We start from the raw sequence: 17,079 nt of genomic DNA on the forward strand, positions 1-17,079 counted from the left end.
GTGTCGATCAATCGACCTTGATGCTGGCTTCCTTGGCGAGCTTTTGCCAGCGCACGAGTTCTGTGGTGACGACCTTGCCGAGTTGTTCGGGTGTGCCGCCGACGCCTTCGCTGCCCTGTGCGAGCAGCTTGTCGCGGATGTCCGGTTCCTTCACCACCGTGTTGATCACGCGGTTGAGCTTGTCGATGGCAGGCTGCGGCGTCTTCGCGGGCACGAACACGGCGTACCACGAGTCCACGTCGAAGTCGGGCACACCGGCTTCCTGCATCGTCGGCACGTCGGGGAAGGCCGCGCTGCGCTTGGTGGTGGACACCGCGAGCGCCTTGAGCTTGCCTGCCTTCACGAACTGCGCGGCCGCCGGAATCGACACCCACAGCAGCGGCACCTGCCCGCCCATCACGTCGGTTACGGCAGGGCCGCCGCCACGGTAGGGGATGTGCGTCATGTGCGTGCCGGTGCGCAGCTTCAGCAGTTCGCCGGCAAGGTGCCCGGGCGAGCCGTTGCCCACAGAGGCGAAGGCGATGCTGTCGGGCTTGGCCTTGGCCAGCGCAATGAGTTCGGCCACGGTGTTGGGCGCGAACTGCGTGTTGGCCACCAGGATCTGCGGCAGCGAGGCGACCATGCCGACTGGCGCGAAGTCTTTGGCGGTGTCGAAGCTCAGCTTGGCGTAGATGGCCGGATTGATGGTGTGCGAAGACAGAGTGAACAGCACCGTGTAGCCGTCGGGCGCCGACTTGGCAACCACCTCGGTGCCGATGGAGCCGGCTGCGCCGCCGCGGTTGTCGATCAGCACCGGCTGGCCCAGCAGCGTTTGAAAGCGCTCCTGCACGATGCGCGCGATCACGTCGGTGCCGCCGCCGGGCGGGTAGGGCACGATCAGGCGGATCGGCTTCGTCGGGTAGTCGCTGCCGTTCTGCGCCTGTGCGGCGAAGGGCGACGACAAGGCGGCGAGAGCCAGCAGCCCGGCGTGCAGCCAGGGGGCGAAGAACAACTTCATTCCGATCTCCTTCTCTTTGTGATGGGCGTCGGCGGCAACGGCACGGCCGGTGCGGCGTTCAAGCGATAGCCCAGCGTGACGCTGGCGTCGCGCGCGCAGGCCATCAGGTGATCTGCCAGCCCGCGTGCCTGTGTGCGCGCAAAGCGGATCGAGGGCACGCTCATGCCGACGGCCGCCACGGCTTCGCCGCGCGCATTGAGCACGGGCACGCCGAGGCCGCAGACGCCGATGCGCCACTCCTCGCGGTTCTCGGCATAGCCGCGGGCGCGCGAGCGTTCCAGTTCGCTGAAGAGGGCGTCGAAGTCGGTGATGCTGTTCTTCGTGTGCGCGACCAGCGTGCCCAGGCGCTCCTGCAGTGCCGGCACGTCGAGCGCGGCTGCAGCGAGCAGCGCCTTGCCCGAGGCCACGCAGTACGCCGCCGCACGACCGCCGATGCGCGAGTACGCGGCCACGGGCAGCGGGCTGTCGAACTTGTCGAGGTAGACGATCTCGGCGTCGTCCAGCACTGCGAGGTGGATGGTCTCGCCCGTGGCCTGAGCCAGCAGCGCGAGGTGGGGCCGCAGCAGAGCGCCAATGTCCGATGCATCGGACACCATGGCTCCCAGCTCGAACAGCCGCAGGCTTGGCCGGTAGGCGCTCGTGTCCGGGTCTTGCACGGCCCAGCCGCATTCGACCAGCGTCTGCAGCGTGCGGTGCGCATTGCTGCGTGCCATGCCGAAGGCCTGGGCCAGTTCGGTGACGCGGCAGTCGCGCTGCTGGCGCACCATCCATTCGATGGCGGCGAGGCCCTTGGCAAGCGTGGAGTCCATGAGGCTTTCTATGGGATATCCGATGTTCCAAATATTGGAACTGCGTTCCCGGATGTGAAACGCAATGTAAGAACGCTGGGTGCCCTTTGTCAATCAGGGACTTGGATGTAATGCCAAACGCCTCAGGTTGCAGGCCTCAGCGGCGATGGCGCCCGGCCATGAGTTCGATCACCTCGCGGAAGATGGTGTTGCCACTGGAGGCGGCCAGGTCGAGCACATGGCTGCGGCTGTAGTAGGGGCTCAGGTCGAGGCCCACGCCGATGCCCGCAATGGCGATGTCGCCGCGCTGCTCCTGGCGCGCGACCACGTCGCGCAGGTGGTGGTCGAGGTAGTGCGCGTCGTTGGCAAGATGCGTGGCGCTGTCCATCGGCGAGCCGTCGGAAATCACGAGCAGCAGCTTGCGCGCCTCGCTGCGCTGGCGCAGCCGCATGCACGCCCAGTCGATGGCCTCGCCATCGATGCCTTCGCGGAACAGATCAGCTTTCAGCAGAGCCGCCATCGCGGGGCGCGCGCGCCGCCATGGTGTAGCAGCACTCTTGAAGACGAGGTGGCAGCGCTCGTTGAGCCGGCCCGGGTGCGGCGGCCGGCCGGCGCGCACCCATTCGCGCTGCGGGCGCCCACCGTTCCACGCGCCGGTGGTGAAGCCCAGCACCTCGCTGGTCACGCTGGCCTGTTCGAGCGCACGCGCGAACACGTCGGCCATCATCGCGACCGACTCGGCATGCTCCTTCATCGAGCCCGAGCAGTCGATGAGAAAGGTGACGATGCAGTCGGCCACCGGCTCCATGCGCTCGGTGCGGAACAGGCGGCGCTCGGTAGGCGAGGCCACGAGCTGCGCAAGGCGGCGGCCGTCGATCAGGCCTTCTTCCTGGGCACCGTCCCAGCCGTCGCGCTCGGGCTCGGCCAGCAGGGTGCGCAGTTCACGCGCGAGGCGGGCGATGTTCACTCCCTGCGCGGCGATGCGGCGATCGAGCTTCTCGCGGTGGTCGGCGAGCACTTCCTTGCGCGCGAGCGTGGCGGCGTCGTGTTCGCGGTCGTAGGCGTTGGAGAAGACGCGGTATGCGCCGCCTGCGTCGTCGAGCACCGCGCTGCGGCCCGACTCGGCGGTGGTGAAGCGCTCGACGATCTCCTGGTCCATGTCGGCCACGAGGCTGAACACGCTGCGCTTGTCGTCCACATGCGGGTCGCGCGCGGCGTTGCTGCCCTCTTCATCGGCCTCGTGCAGCATCGCGGCGACGGTGCGCGCGATGGCACGGGCGTGCACTGCGTAGGCGGCCTGGTCGGCGCGATCCTTGCGCAAACCTGCCAGCGCATGGCCGATCAGCGGTGCGAGCGCGAAGCGCGTGGCTTCGAGCATGTCTTCGGTTTCTTCCACCACCTGCTGGCCGCTGACGCGGGCGCGGCAGATCTGCGCCACGGCGTACAGCAGCAGCCCGCGCGCGGTGTCGGTCAGGCCCGAGTGATGAAAGGCGAGCGACCACTGTTCGTGCCGGTGCCGCAGGTTGTGCCGCATGCCGGCCATGACTTCGGGCGCCATCGCCTCGACGCGGAACTGCTCGAGCATTTCGAACAGCATGCGTTCGACCGGCTCTTCGGGGCGCAGGCTTTCGTGCAGTGCTGCGTCCGATTCGGTGAGCCGCAGCGCGAGCCCGTCTGCTACGCCACGGAACGAAGCGAAGTCGTCGGTGTCGGGCGAGGGATGCAGGTGCGGCGCAAACCACGGCAGCGCCACGCGGCCACGGTGCAGCCGCCGACCGCGAAAGTGCAGGTCGCTCTCGCCGCTGAAGGCGCGCACCACGCCCGCGCAAAGCTCCGCGACCTGTTCTTCTTGCCGCACGCGGCGCTGCATCGCGCTCGCGGGTTCGGCATTCATTCGCGCGGGCCTGCAGAGAGCTGGTGCGACTCCTTCAGTTCGCGGTCGAAGCAGCGCTGGAAGTATTCGGCGACCAGGGGCCGCTCGGCGTCGTCGCACTTGTTGACGAAGGACAGGCGAAACGCCAGCGCCGGGTCCTTGAAGATCTCGATGTTCTCTGCCCAGGTGATCACGGTGCGTGGCGACATCAGCGTAGAGAGGTCGCCCGCCGCGAAGCCCTTGCGAGTGAGGTCGGCCACCGCCACCATCGACGCGACCAGCTTCGTGCCCGCCTCGTCGGCCAACGATGGCACGCGCGCCTGCACGATGGCGATCTCTTCATCGGCCGGCAGGTAGTTGAGCGAGGCCACGATGTTCCAGCGGTCGATCTGCGCATGGTTGAGCCGCTGCGCGCCGTGGTACAGGCCGTTGAGGTTGCCCAGGCCCACCGTGTTGGCGGTGGCGAACAGGCGGAAGAAGGGGTGCGGCCGCAGCACTTTGTTCTGGTCCATCAGCGTGAACTTTCCGTCGCGCTCCAGGATGCGCTGGATGACGAACATCACGTCGGGCCGGCCCGCGTCGTACTCGTCGAAGACCAGCGCCACGGGGCGTTGCAGCGACCACGGCACGATGCCTTCCTGGAACTCGGTGACCTGCTTGCCTTCGCGCAGCACCACTGCGTCCTTGCCGACGAGGTCGAGCCGGCTGATGTGGCCGTCGAGGTTGAGCCGCACGCAGGGCCAGTTCAGCCGCGCCGCCACCTGCTCTATGTGCGTCGACTTGCCGGTGCCGTGCAGGCCCTGCACCATCACGCGCCGGTCGCGCGTGAAGCCCGCGAGGATGGCGAGCGTCACGTCGGGGTTGAAGCGGTAGACCGCGTCGACCTCGGGCACGTGGTCGTCACGTTCGCTGAAGGCTGGCACCCGCAGGTCGGTGTCGATGCCGAACACATCGCGCACGCTGAGCATCCGGTCGGGTCGAAGGTCGGCGGTATCGGTCATGGCGGCTTTCGGGGAATGTGAGGTTCTTCAGGCCTGCGCGCGATCGGGGGCCGCGTCGGCATCGATGCGGCTCAGCGCCTGTGCGGCGCGTTGCAGGGCGGGCAGCAGCGTCTTCGCCTTGGCGGCGTCGAGACGCATCACCGGCGCCTGTACAGCGATGCACAGGTTGGAAGGCGCGTCGTCGCCCGAAGGCACCAGCGTGGCGATGCACAGCAGGCCCGGCAGGAACTCTTCGTGGTCGATGGCGTAGCCGTCCTTGCGCACGCGCTGCACTTCCTTCTCCAGCGCCTCGGGGTCGGTCAGCGTCCGGGGCGTGTACGGCTCCAGCGGCGCGTTCGACAGCAGCCGGCGGCGCTGCGCCGCGCTCATCTGCGAAAGAAAGATCTTGCCGCTGGCCGAGCAGTGCACCGGCACGCGCGAGCCCGAGTGCAGGTAGAAGCGCAGCGGCGCGGCGGTTTCCACGCGGTCGAGGTACACGACCTCGCTGCCCGAAAGGGCGGTGAGGTTGCAGCTCTCGCCGATCTCTTCCACCAGCTGGCGCAGCACCGTGTGGCGCGCACCGTGCAGGCTGTCGTTGAGCAGCAGGTTCTCGGCCAGCCGCCGCAGCCGCGTGCCGATGCCGTAGTGCCGGCCGTCGCCTTCGCGCTGCAGCAGGCCCGCGCCTTCGAGCTGCTGGAGCATCCGGTGCAGCGTGGGTTTTGGCAGGCCGGTTTCTTCCACCAGGCCCTGCAGCGAGTAGCGCTGGTCTTTCGCGGCCATGACTTCGAGCAGCGCGAACAGGCGCATGGTGGGCGTGTCGCCCGCCGGCTCCTGCGCTTCAGGTGAGAGGCCTTTGACGATCTTCATGGGGCCGGATCATATTCTTTTTACGAAAAACAAGACAATACGTTCCGATTTTTGTAAATTGTTTGACGCCGCGGCGATGCCGACCTATATTCCGCCGGAATGAAATCCGGAACGAGAAGTTCCGACTTTTGACGCGCAACCACTGCCCAATTTCCTTCAGGAGACGCCTTCCATGAGCCAGAAGCAACCCGCAGCACCCACACGCGAAGCCGTCACCGGCGTGCAGAAGATGACGCCCTCCGAGGCCTTCGTAGAGACCATGGTCGCCAATGGCGTGACCGACATCTTCGGCATCATGGGCTCGGCCTTCATGGACGCGATGGACATCTTCGCGCCCGCCGGCATCCGGCTGATTCCGGTGGTGCACGAGCAGGGCGGCGCCCACATGGCCGACGGCTATGCGCGCGTGTCGGGCCGTCACGGCCTTGTGATCGGCCAGAACGGCCCCGGCATCAGCAATTGCGTGACGGCCATTGCGGCCGCCTACTGGGCGCACAGCCCGGTCGTGATGATCACGCCCGAGACCGGCACCATGGGCATGGGCCTCGGCGGCTTCCAGGAGGCCAACCAGCTGCCGATGTTCCAGGAGTTCACCAAGTACCAGGGCCACGTGAACAACCCCAAGCGCATGGCCGAGTACACGGCGCGCTGCTTCGACCGCGCCATCTCCGAGATGGGCCCCACGCAGCTGAACATTCCGCGCGACTACTTCTACGGTGAGATCACCACCGAGATCCCGAAGCCGATGCGCGTGGAGCGCGGCGCGGGCGGTGAGAACAGCCTGAACGCGGCCGTCGAGCTGCTGGCTTCGGCGAAGTTTCCGGTCATTCTCTCGGGCGGCGGCGTGGTCATGGGCGATGCGGTGGCCGAGTGCCAGGCACTGGCCGAGCGCCTGGGTGCGCCGGTGGCCAACGGTTACCTGCGCAACGACTCCTTCCCCGCGAGCCACCCGCTGTGGGCCGGCCCGCTGGGCTACCAGGGCTCCAAGGCCGCGATGAAGCTCATCGCGCAGGCCGACGTGGTGCTCGCGCTCGGTTCGCGCATGGGCCCCTTCGGCACGCTGCCACAGCACGGCATGGACTATTGGCCGAAGGACGCGAAGATCATCCAGGTCGAGGCCGACCACACCAACCTCGGCCTCGTGAAGAAGATCACCGTTGGCATCCACGGCGACGCCAAGGCCACGGCCAAGGAACTGCTCAAGCGCCTGCAGGGCAAGACGCTGGCCTGCGACGCCAGCAAGGCCGAGCGCGCCGCGAAGATCAAGGCCGAAAAAGCCGCGTGGGAAAAAGAGCTCGACGAGTGGACCCACGAGCGCGACCAGTTCAGCCTCGATGCCATCGAAGAAGCCAAAGGCGAGAAGACACCCACCGGCGGCAGCTACCTGCATCCGCGCCAGGTGCTGCGCGAACTCGAAAAGGCCATGCCGCCGCGCGTGATGGTTTCGACCGACATCGGCAACATCAACGCCATTGCCAACAGCTACCTGCGCTTCGAGGAGCCGCGCAGCTTCTTCGCGCCGATGAGCTTCGGCAACTGCGGCTACTCGCTGCCGACCATGATCGGCGCCAAGTGCGCGGCGCCCGATCGTCCGGCCGTGGCCTATGCCGGCGACGGCGCCTGGGGCATGAGCATGGTGGAAATCATGACGGCCGTGCGCCACGACATTCCGGTGACGGCCGTGGTCTTCCACAACCGCCAGTGGGGCGCGGAGAAGAAGAACCAGGTCGACTTCTACAATCGCCGCTTCGTGGCCGGCGAACTCGAAAGCGAAAGCTTCGCAGGCATCGCCAAGGCCATGGGCGCCGAGGGCATCGTGGTCGACAAGCTCGAAGACGTGGGCCCGGCGCTGAAGAAGGCCATCGACATGCAGATGAACGAAGGCAAGACCTGTGTGATCGAGATCATGTGCACGCGCGAGCTGGGCGACCCCTTCCGCCGCGACGCGCTGTCGAAGCCGGTGCGCTTCCTCGACAAGTACAAGGACTACGTCTGAGCCATTCCATGACCGACTCGCTGCTGACGCTGAACGCGGGTTCTTCGTCGATCAAGGTCGCATTGTTCGATGCGGCTGGTGACGGCGCTGCCTCGCTGCCGGCGGCGCGTTGGTCGGGGCAGGCGGATGGACTCGGCGCGGGCCTGAAGGCGCGGCTGCGTGTACGCGATGCCCAGGGGCAGACGCTGCACGATGCGGCGCTCGATGGCGCGCAGGCTTCGCATCAAGGCGCACTTGCGGCTTTGCTCGAATGGCATGCGCAGCAGGCCGATGGCCGGCGCATCGCGGCGGTGGGGCATCGCATCGTGCATGGTGGTGCGGACTTCGTTGCGCCGGTGCGCATCGATGCCTCGGTGCTCGATGCGCTCACCAAGCTTGAGCCATTGGCTCCGCTGCACCAGCCGCACAACCTTGCGGGCGTGCGCGCTGCAATGGCAGCGTTCGAAGGTGTGCCGCAGGTGGCGTGCTTCGACACGGCCTTTCATGCGGTACAGCCCGAGGTCAACCGCCGCTTCGCGCTGCCACGTGCGCTGCATGACGCGGGCGTGCGGCGCTATGGCTTTCACGGCCTCTCTTACGAATCGATCGTCGCGCAGTTCGCCGGCATCGCGCCCGAGTTGGCGCAGCGTCGCGTGATCGTCGCGCATCTCGGCAATGGTGCGTCGATGTGCGGCATCGCGCAGGGCCGATCGGTCGCGACGACCATGACCTTCTCGCCGCTCGACGGGCTGACCATGGGCACGCGCTGCGGCCACATCGACGCGGCCGTCGTGCTGTATTTGATGCGCTCGCATGGCATGTCGGCCGACAAGGTCGAGGCGCTGCTGTTCCGCGAATCGGGCCTGCTCGGCATCTCGGGCGTGTCGAGCGACATGCGCGTGCTGGAAGCATCGGCCGAGCCTGCTGCGGCCGATGCCATCGGGCACTTCGCCGAGCAGGTGGTGCAGCACATGGGCAGCCTCGCGGCCGCGCTGCGCGGTGTCGACGCCATCGTGTTCACCGGCGGCATCGGCGAGAACGCGGCCCCGCTGCGTGAGCGCATCCTCGAAGACTGCGAATGGTTGGGTGTGAACGTCGATGCGGCCGCCAACCGCAGCGGTGCCGCGCGGCTCACCACGGCCGAGAGCCCGGTCAGTGCCTGGGTGCTGCGTACCGACGAAGAGGCGGTGATCGCGCGGCACACGGCGAACGTGCTGCGCGCTGCTGGCTGAGGGCTTTCTAGCGAGCCGACGAAGCGCGCGGCACGCTGGCGCCGCAGTGGCGCAGGAAGTCGGCCGTCGCGCGGCCTAGCAGCTTGTCGCGGTGCATCACCGTTGCCAGCCGTCGCGTGCCTGCCGGTAGCCGCGTGCGCAGCTCGATCAGATGGCCGTCTTCCAGCGCCTGCGCCACCGTGTAGCGCGACAGGCACGCCAGCCCGGTGCCCGAGGCCACCACACGCTTGATCGCCTCGGTGCTGCCCAGCTCGAAGCCCACGCGCACCTGTTCGAGGTTCTGGATCAGCCATGCGTCCGTTACCTGCCGTGTGCCCGAGCCATGCTCGCGCAGCACCCACGTGGCTTGCGACAGCTGCTTGTGCGTGGCGACACGGCCCGCCAGTGCATGGTTGGGCGCGGCGACGATCACCAGTTCGTCTTCGCGCCAGGCGCGCACCACGAGGTCGGGATGCGTCTGCGGGCCTTCGATGAAGCCGACGTCCACGTCGAAGCCCGCGACCGCCTGAATCACGTCGTGCGTGTTCGCGATGTGCAGGTGCACCTGGCTCTGCGGATGCAGGTGCGTCCATTGCGACACCTTCTCGGGCAGCAGGTACTCGCCGATGGTGAAGCTGGCCGCCACGCGCAGCGGCGCCGCATGCTCGCCGCTGAACAGCGCCTCGACCTCGCCCGCCTGATCGAGTAGCGCCTGTGCCTTGGGCAGCAGCGCGCGGCCGTTCTCGTTGAGCACCAGCCGGCGCCCGAGCCGGTCGAAGAGCAGGGCGCCCACCGAAGACTCCAGGTCGGCCAGCGCGCTGCTCGCGGCCGATTGCGAACGCGCGATGCGGTCGGCTGCGGCGCGGGTGCTGCCTTCGCGCGCGGTGGCGACGAACACTTCCAGCTGCCGCAGGTTGAGGCGCAGGCGCTGGCTCGAAGTCTGACTCTGACTCTGAAGCTGATCTGTTTTTCCGGTCATGGTGAGCGATATTCTCTGCTTTTTCGTTTGATCGAGGCTGCATAACATCGCACGGACCCCGCCTGAAAACAAAGGACCGCCAGTGTTCAGCTTCCTGTCTCGCGAGCCGGTGCACGACCCGCTGGTCGCGCCCACGCCCACGGCCGACACCACGGTCAAGACCACCACCTGCTACATGTGCGCCTGCCGCTGCGGCATTCGCGTGCACCTGCGCGAAGGCGAAAAGGGCCCCGAGGTTCGCTACATCGACGGCAACCCGAACCATCCGCTGAACCAGGGTGTGATCTGCGCCAAGGGCTCGTCGGGAATCATGAAGCAGGTGTCGCCGGCACGTATCACGCAGCCGCTGCTGCGCAAGGCCGGCAGCGAGCGCGGAGCCGGCGAGTTCGAGCCCATCAGCTGGGAGCGCGCCTACGACATGCTGACCGAGCGGCTCGGCAAGATCCGCGCGACCGACCCGAAGAAGTTCGCGCTGTTCACGGGGCGCGATCAGATGCAGGCGCTCACGGGCCTGTTCGCGCGGCAGTTCGGCACGCCCAACTATGCGGCGCACGGCGGCTTCTGCTCGGTCAACATGGCCGCGGGAATGATCTACACCATCGGCGGCAGCTTCTGGGAATTCGGTGGGCCCGACCTGGAGCGCGCCAAGCTGTTCGTGATGATCGGCACTGCCGAAGATCATCACAGCAACCCGATGAAGATCGCGATCAGCAAGTTCAAGCGGGCTGGCGGTCGCTTCATTTCGATCAACCCGGTGCGCACGGGCTACTCGGCGATTGCCGACGAGTGGATTCCGATCAAGCCGGGGACCGACGGCGCGCTGTTCATGGCGCTGCTGCACGAGCTGATCGGCAATGAGCTGGTGGACCACGCCTTCCTCAAGCGCTTCACCAACGCACCGCAGCTCGTGGTGCTCGACAACTGCGAGCGCGAAGGCCTGTTCGCCTTCGACCCCGAGCGCGGCCCACCGGGCGACGGTCGCAACCCGCACAACAAGCTGGTGTGGGACAAGGCCAGCGGCACGGTGATGCCTGCGTATCCCGAAGGCATTGCCGACGGCTGCGATCCGGCGCTCGAAGGCCACTACACGCTGGCCGACGGTACGCGCGTTACGCCGTCGTTCCAGTTGCTGCGCGAGCGCGTGGCAAGCTGCACGCCCGAGTGGGCGCAGGCTATCACCGGCATCGACGCGGCGCGCATTCGCAAGCTGGCGCACGAGATGGGCGAGACGGCGCTGCAGCAGGCCTTCGAGCTGCCCATTCCGTGGACCGATGCATGGGGCAAGCACCACGCCACCACGCAGGCGCGCCCCGTGGCCTTCCATGCGATGCGCGGGCTGGCGGCGCACTCCAACGGCTTCCAGACCGTGCGTGCGCTGGCCGTGCTGATGAGCGTGCTCGGCACCATCGACGCACCGGGCGGCTTCAGGCACAAGGCACCGTATCCGCGTCACATCGTGCCGAACTACCGGGCCTTCAACGACCCCGGAATGATCCAGCCGAACACGCCGCTCAATGCCGCGCCACTGGGTTTTCCGGCCAGCCCGGAAGAGCTGGCGATCAACCCCGATGGTTCGCCGATCCGCATCGACCATGCCTTCTCGTGGGAGCACCCGTTGTCGGCGCATGGGCTGATGCACAACGTGATCACCAATGCGGCTAAGGGCGACCCGTACCGCATCGACACGCTGCTGATCTTCATGGCCAACATGGCGTGGAACTCCAGCATGAACACGATGGCGGTGCGCGAGATGCTCAACCGCAAGGACGAGAAGGGCGAGCACATGATTCCCTTCCTCGTGGTGTGCGACGCCTTCCAGAGCGAGACAGTGGCCTTTGCCGACCTGGTGCTGCCCGACACCACGTACCTCGAACGCCATGACGTGATGGGCATGCTCGACCGGCCGATCTCCGAGTTCGATGGGCCGGTGGATTCGGTGCGCGTGCCGGTGGTGCCGCCGACGGGGGAGTGCAGGCCCTTCCAGGAAGTGCTGATCGAGCTGGCTTCGCGGCTGAAGTTTCCGGCTTTCACCACGCCGGAAGGCGGGCGCAAGTTCACGGGCTACCCCGACTTCGTCGTCAACTTCGAGCCGCAGCCGGGCATCGGTTTTCTCATGGGCTGGCGCGGCAAAGACGGCACCGAGCACCTGCGTGGCGCGCCCAATCCGAAGCAGTGGGAAGCGTATGCGCAGAACAACTGCGTGTTCCAGTACCACATGCCCGAGACCATGCACTACATGCGCAACTGGAACCGGGAATACCTGGACTTTGCAAAAGACAAGGGCTGGCGCCAGCGCAACGACCCGGTGCAGCTGGCGCTGTACTCCGACACGCTGCAGAGCTTTCGCCTTGCGGCGCAGGGCAAGAGCCCTGGGCGGCAGCCGCCCGATGCGCTGCGCGAGCGCATCGACAAATACTTCGACCCGCTGCCGTTCTGGTATGCGCCGCTCGAAGAGGCTGCGACCGATCTCGATGCCTATCCGCTCAATGCGCTCACGCAGCGGCCCATGGCGATGTACCACTCGTGGGACTCGCAGAACGCATGGCTGCGGCAGATACACAGCCACAACTACCTGCACGTGAATCCGCTGACCGCGCAGGCCGCGGGCATCGCCGATGGCGGCTGGTGCTGGGTCGAGAGCCGCTGGGGCAAGGTGCGCTGCATGCTGCGCTACAGCGAGGCGGTGGAGCCTGGCACTGTGTGGACGTGGAATGCCATCGGCAAGGCAGACGGCGCATGGCAGCTGGCGCCTGGCGCCGACGAGGCGCGCAAGGGCTTTCTGCTGAACCACCTGATCAGCGAGGAACTGCCCTGCGCCGGCACTGCGAGCGGGACCATCAGCAACTCCGACCCGATCACCGGGCAGGCCGGCTGGTACGACGTGCGCGTGCGCATACGGCCGGCCGAACCGGGTGAGCCCGAAGAGAGCTACCCGCAGATCGCGAGCATGCCGGCGGTGCCCGGGGTGCTGGGCAAGGCGGCGAGCGTGTTGACGTACTTTGCGGGGAGGGGGAAGAAATGATGCAGTGGTTGAAGGACTTGATGTCGTCGGCTCCGGTCTTGCCCCCTCTCCCGCAAGCGGGAGAGGGCTGGGGTGAGGGCGGCGGCGCTGGGGCTGGAAGCCTTGCCGTCATGAAGGCCGCTGCACCCTCACCCCAACCCTCTCCCGCCAGCGGGCGAGGGGGCAACACAGTGCGCGCGGCACAGGGCGAGACACTCGCCAAGCAACTCGCCCTCGTCATCGACCTCAACGTCTGTGTCGGCTGCCACGCCTGCGTCACCTCGTGCAAGCAATGGAACACCTCCGGCAGCGCAGGCCCGCTCGCCGACGAGCGGCCCTATGCCGCCAACCCCACCGGCACCTTCTTCAACCGCGTGCAGACCTACGAGGCCGGCGCCTTCCCGGTCACTGAAACCATCCACTTCCCCAAGAGCTGCCTGCACTGCGAAGACCCGCCCTGCGTGCCCGTGTGCCCCACGGGCGCGAGCTACAAGCGCAAGGAAGACGGCATCGTGCTGGTCGACTACGACAAGTGCATCGGCTGCAAGTACTGCGCATGGGCCTGCCCTTACGGCGCACGCGAGCTCGACGAAGAGCGCCAAGTCATGACCAAGTGCACGCTGTGCGTGGACCGCATCTACGACGAGCAACTGCCGAAGGAAGACCGCAAGCCGGCCTGCGTGAAGGCCTGCCCCACGGGCGCGCGCATCTTCGGCGACGTGAAGGACCCGGACTCCGAAGTGTCGAAGGCCATCCGCGAGCGCGGTGGCTACCAACTGATGCCCGAGTGGGAGACCAGCCCGGCCAACCAGTACCTGCCGCGTCACATCACGCAAGCCACGCAAGCCCCGCAGGCAACGGACGCGCGGGAGTAGCCGGATGCATCCCGCGTTCTCGATTCTTTTCTTCACCACGCTGGCCGGCGCGGCTCAGGGGCTGGTCTTCACGCTCGCGCTTGCGGCGCTGTTCGGCCTTGCGCTGGCACCCGGCTTCCTGACGTTGGCGCTTGGTGTTGCCGAAGTGCTGCTCGTGGCCGGGCTTGCCGCATCGTTCATGCACCTGGGGCGCAAGACTCGTGCGTGGCGTGCAGTGCTGATGTGGCGCACCTCGTGGATGTCGCGCGAAGTGATCGTGCTGCCAGCCTTCATCGCGCTGGTGGGGCTGTGGTGGCTGTCGCTGATGCTGGGTATCGGCGCGCCGTGGTCGTGGCTGCTGCCCGTGCTGGTGCTGTGCGGGGCCGTCGCGCTCTGGTACTGCACCGCGATGATCTATGCCTGCCTGCGCTTCATCGAGGAATGGGCGCATCCTCTGACTATCGTCAACTTCACGCTGATCGGGTTGTCGTCGGGGCTGGTGCTGGCCTGTGCAATGGCGGCTTTGAGCGGTGAGGCGCGCTTCGTGCAAGTCTTCGGGCCGTGTGCGCTGGTTGCCACGCTGGCAGCGTGGGCTGCGCGCGGGCAGGCGCTCCGGCGCAACGCGGGCATCCGCCACAAATCGACGCTGCAGTCGGCCACTGGCATCCGCACGCAGAAGCTGGTTCAGAAGTCGATGGGCATGTCGGCCGGGTCGTTCAACACGCGCGAGTTCTTTCATGGCGCATCGCTGGCTGCGCTGAAGAACATGAAGCTCGGGTTTCTGCTGCTGGCCTTCGTGTTGCCGGCGTTGCTTTTGGTGTGGGGCCTTGCGAGTGCAGCGGTGTTGCCGTGGTTGCTCGCGGTGCTGGTGCAGGCGCCGGGCCTGCTGGCCGAGCGCTGGTTCTTCTTCGCGCAGGCGAAACACCCGCAGAACCTGTACTACCAGGTGGTGTCTTAGCGAGCAACAGCGTGATCACGCTCGGCCCGAGAAGGCAGGCCTGCTTACCTGCGTGATGGAAGCAGCGTCGACAGCGCATCTGCTTCCTTCTTCATGGCCAAGGCCAGAGCGGTGCCGGCCGCACCGGCCAACTTGTCAGACAGGCCAGTGGCGACAAGTGTGTGCGCTACCCGCCCGGAGGCATCGAGCAGCGGCACGGCAATCACCGTCACGCCGCTCATGTAGTAGCCGCGATCGATGCTGAAGCCGCGCTTGCGGATCTGCTCGACCTCGCGCTTCCAGGTGGCAAGATCGATTGGCTTGTCCCATCGCAGGGCCTTGAAACGCTTTTCGATCTGCGGCCACGTCTCGCTGCTGAAGGCCGCCACCAGGCGCCCCGTGGCACTGACCAGCGCAGGGAAACGACTGCCGACATCCACATGCAGGCGGAAGGGAGCGTTGGAGCGCGACAAGGCCAGCACGACCATCGGCTCCATGTCATGGGTTTCGACGCCGATCATCGTTACGTTCCACTCGTTGGCCAGAACGTCGAGTACTGGTTGTGCGAGGCTGGCGAAGCTGCTGCTTTCGATCGCGCTGCGGGCCAGGCTCAACATGCCGGTTCCCAGCGAGTAGCGCTTGGTGTCGCTGTCGATCTTGACCAGGTCTTCAACGATGAGTGCACGAAGAATATGCAGGCAGGTGCTGGGGACGAGTTCGAGTTCATCGGCAATGGCCTTGACGCCCATCGCATGCGCGGAGCGCCCGAGAAGTCGCAGGATCGCGATGGCCCGCGTGACGCCGGGCACCGGCCTGACACGCACGGGCTTGGTGGGCTTGGCGCCTGTTTTCGTTGACTTCGAGGCGGAAGAGGAACTGGACTTCATGGGGCTTGCGATTGGCGGGCGCAAGCTTATCCCAGAAGGCGCGCGGCGAACCAGGCCAGCCCAGGTGTTCCCGATAGCGGCGAGAGGGTCGGTCAGCGCAGTCATGGTGTCCATCGGTCCTAGTCCGCCTTCATTCCCGACGTCTTGATGATCGGCTCCCACTTTCGGCGCTCGCTCTGCACGAACTCGGCGAGCTGCTGGCGCGTGCCGCCGCCCGGGTCGAAACCGTACTCCAGCAATTGCTGGCGGGTCTCGGGCTTCTTGAGAATCCGGTTCATTGCTTCGTTCAACACGTCCAGCGTGGCCGAAGGCGTGCCGTGTGGCGCGAAGAGCGCGTTCCATGCGATGACCTCGAATCCCGCATAGCCCTGTTCCGCCACCGGCTTGATGCCCGGGACGAGCGCGCTCGGCACCGCAGAGGTGACGGCCAGAGCGCGCACGTGGCCTGCCTGCAGCTGCGAGCGCAATGCAGTGGGGGTATCGATCAGCAGCGGCAACTGCCCGCCGAGCACATCGGTCATTGCACTGCCGGAGCCCTTGTACGGCACCTGGAAGATCTGGAGCCTGGAGCGCTCCTTGAGCAGTTCGATGACCAGGCGGGCGCTCGTGCTCGGTGTCGCGATGTCCGCGGAGCGAGGGTCGCTCTTGAGCGCACTCACCAGATCGCCGATGGATCGCATCGGCGACTTGGCGTTCACAACCAGCACCATCGGAAAGCTGCCCGTCAGAACGATCGGTTCGAAGTCCTTCTCCGTCTTGATGCGCTGGCCGGCATAAAGGTACTGGTTGACCGCATGCGTGGCATTGGTCCCCATCGTGAGCGTGTAGCCGTCGGGCGGCGCGTCGGCGGCAAGCTCGGTGCCGAGATTGCCACCGGCGCCCGGCCGGTTGTCGACGATGACCGGTTGCCCCAGCTCTTTGGCCAGCAGGTTGCCAAGGTAGCGCGTGGCGATGTCGGTGCCTTGCCCGGCCTGGTAGGCCACGATGATCCGGATCGGCTTGGTGGGGTAGGTCTGTGCCGGCGCACCGTGCGAACAAAGAGCGATTGCGCAGCCCGTGGCGAGCAGTTTCCAAAGTCTCATTTTTGTCTCCTGTGAAGGCATCGTCGGTCCGGGCCTGACGCCCTTTTCGGGTCTGTGTCACAGGCCTGACCTCCGTTCGGAGTGTTGTGATTCGACGGCACACCACGGTCGGACGGGTTGAATCAAGTATCAAAGTCGCGGATGAAATTGTCAAAGAAGATGCAAATTTGTACTAAGACAAAATCAATTTTGCACTTTCATGAGCGCCTGCGCGACCAGAACCTCCTGACCCGCAGCCTGCAGCTGGCCGCGCATGAACAGCAGGCTCGAGGTGCGGCGCACCAGCTGCGCTCGAGCTTCCACGAGCACGCCGGCTGCTACCGGCGCCAGAAATTGCGTGTCCAGCTGCACCGTCACGCAGGGCATGCGTGAGGCGGCCTCCCAGGCCACGGTGCTGATCGCGTGATCGGTCAAGGTGGCCAGAAGGCCACCGTGCACGACACCCGCCGGGTTCAGATGAGCGTCGGTCGACCAGACGGCGTAGACCCAGCTCGTGCCTTCGCGCCTGGTCCATAGCGGTCCGGCGGTCGACATGAAGGCGCCGGCTGTGCGGATGCGACGCCAGCCTGCAGCGGCAAGGTTCTCGAATGGATCGATGGGTTCTTCCATGGCATGAGAGGTGTTCGTTGGAGGATGTCGAAAGTCTTC

14 protein-coding genes are annotated in these 17,079 nt (G+C 66.5%); 5 read left to right on the top strand and 9 right to left on the bottom strand.

Translation table 11 applies throughout. The features are described from left to right. Positions 1–7: 7 nt before the first annotated feature. From BLW48_RS33330 to BLW48_RS33350, 5 genes are all read right to left on the bottom strand, one after another. Entirely contained in the window at positions 8–997 is a 990-nt protein-coding gene (locus tag BLW48_RS33330; RefSeq protein WP_093082090.1) for a tripartite tricarboxylate transporter substrate binding protein, read from the bottom strand. After that, on the bottom strand, positions 994–1,806 hold the full coding sequence (locus BLW48_RS33335) for an IclR family transcriptional regulator (RefSeq protein ID WP_093179951.1): 813 nt from the start codon (positions 1,804–1,806) through the stop codon (positions 994–996). Before BLW48_RS33335 ends, BLW48_RS33330 begins: the two co-directional genes overlap by 4 nt. A 136-nt stretch (positions 1,807–1,942) precedes the next feature. After that, on the bottom strand, positions 1,943–3,679 hold the full coding sequence (locus tag BLW48_RS33340; RefSeq protein ID WP_093179952.1) for a cobaltochelatase CobT-related protein: 1,737 nt from the start codon (positions 3,677–3,679) through the stop codon (positions 1,943–1,945). Continuing rightward, positions 3,676–4,659, bottom strand: coding sequence for an AAA family ATPase (locus BLW48_RS33345; RefSeq protein WP_093082098.1), 984 nt, complete (start codon positions 4,657–4,659; stop codon positions 3,676–3,678). The genes BLW48_RS33340 and BLW48_RS33345 overlap by 4 nt, the downstream gene beginning before the upstream one ends. A 27-nt stretch (positions 4,660–4,686) precedes the next feature. Beyond that, positions 4,687–5,505 carry an IclR family transcriptional regulator gene (locus tag BLW48_RS33350; protein ID WP_093179954.1) on the bottom strand — a complete coding sequence of 273 codons (819 nt, stop codon included), beginning with the start codon at positions 5,503–5,505 and terminating at the stop codon, positions 4,687–4,689. Between the two features lie 172 nt (positions 5,506–5,677). Here BLW48_RS33350 and xsc point away from each other — a divergent pair, with 172 nt between their 5' ends. Together xsc and BLW48_RS33360 are read left to right on the top strand one after the other, a co-directional pair. Continuing rightward, a complete protein-coding gene (xsc, locus tag BLW48_RS33355; protein ID WP_093059498.1) occupies positions 5,678–7,501 on the top strand; it encodes a sulfoacetaldehyde acetyltransferase in 1,824 nt (607 codons plus the stop codon). 8 nt (positions 7,502–7,509) lie between these two features. Further along, the gene (locus BLW48_RS33360) at positions 7,510–8,712 is read left to right on the top strand and encodes an acetate/propionate family kinase (RefSeq protein ID WP_093179955.1); all 1,203 of its coding nucleotides are present in this window, start codon (positions 7,510–7,512) and stop codon (positions 8,710–8,712) included. Between the two features lie 7 nt (positions 8,713–8,719). On the opposite strand, the gene BLW48_RS33365 is transcribed toward BLW48_RS33360, so the two are convergent. Next, positions 8,720–9,670, bottom strand: a complete 951-nt coding sequence (locus BLW48_RS33365) for a LysR family transcriptional regulator (protein WP_093179957.1) — start codon at positions 9,668–9,670, stop codon at positions 8,720–8,722. An 82-nt stretch (positions 9,671–9,752) separates the two neighbouring features. On the opposite strand from BLW48_RS33365, the gene BLW48_RS33370 reads away from it, so the two are divergent. From BLW48_RS33370 to BLW48_RS33385, 3 genes are all read left to right on the top strand, one after another. Next, positions 9,753–12,692: a molybdopterin oxidoreductase family protein gene (locus BLW48_RS33370; protein WP_093179958.1), complete on the top strand. Its 2,940-nt coding sequence runs from the start codon at positions 9,753–9,755 to the stop codon at positions 12,690–12,692. Positions 12,693–12,802: 110 nt separating this feature from the next. Then, positions 12,803–13,546, top strand: coding sequence for a 4Fe-4S dicluster domain-containing protein (locus BLW48_RS33380; RefSeq protein ID WP_256331059.1), 744 nt, complete (start codon positions 12,803–12,805; stop codon positions 13,544–13,546). Between the two features lie 4 nt (positions 13,547–13,550). After that, positions 13,551–14,483, top strand: a complete 933-nt coding sequence (locus BLW48_RS33385) for a dimethyl sulfoxide reductase anchor subunit family protein (protein WP_093179961.1) — start codon at positions 13,551–13,553, stop codon at positions 14,481–14,483. 44 nt (positions 14,484–14,527) lie between these two features. Here BLW48_RS33385 and BLW48_RS33390 read toward each other — a convergent pair whose 3' ends face one another. From BLW48_RS33390 to BLW48_RS33400, 3 genes are all read right to left on the bottom strand, one after another. Then, positions 14,528–15,463 carry an IclR family transcriptional regulator gene (locus tag BLW48_RS33390; protein ID WP_256331060.1) on the bottom strand — a complete coding sequence of 312 codons (936 nt, stop codon included), beginning with the start codon at positions 15,461–15,463 and terminating at the stop codon, positions 14,528–14,530. Between the two features lie 5 nt (positions 15,464–15,468). After that, the gene (locus BLW48_RS33395; protein ID WP_093082116.1) at positions 15,469–16,431 is read right to left on the bottom strand and encodes a Bug family tripartite tricarboxylate transporter substrate binding protein; all 963 of its coding nucleotides are present in this window, start codon (positions 16,429–16,431) and stop codon (positions 15,469–15,471) included. A gap of 183 nt (positions 16,432–16,614) precedes the next feature. After that, entirely contained in the window at positions 16,615–17,040 is a 426-nt protein-coding gene (locus tag BLW48_RS33400; RefSeq protein ID WP_256331061.1) for a PaaI family thioesterase, read from the bottom strand. Between the last annotated feature and the right edge of the window lie 39 nt (positions 17,041–17,079).

The organism is Variovorax sp. YR266 (assembly GCF_900107295.1).
Lineage (GTDB): Bacteria > Pseudomonadota > Gammaproteobacteria > Burkholderiales > Burkholderiaceae_C > Variovorax.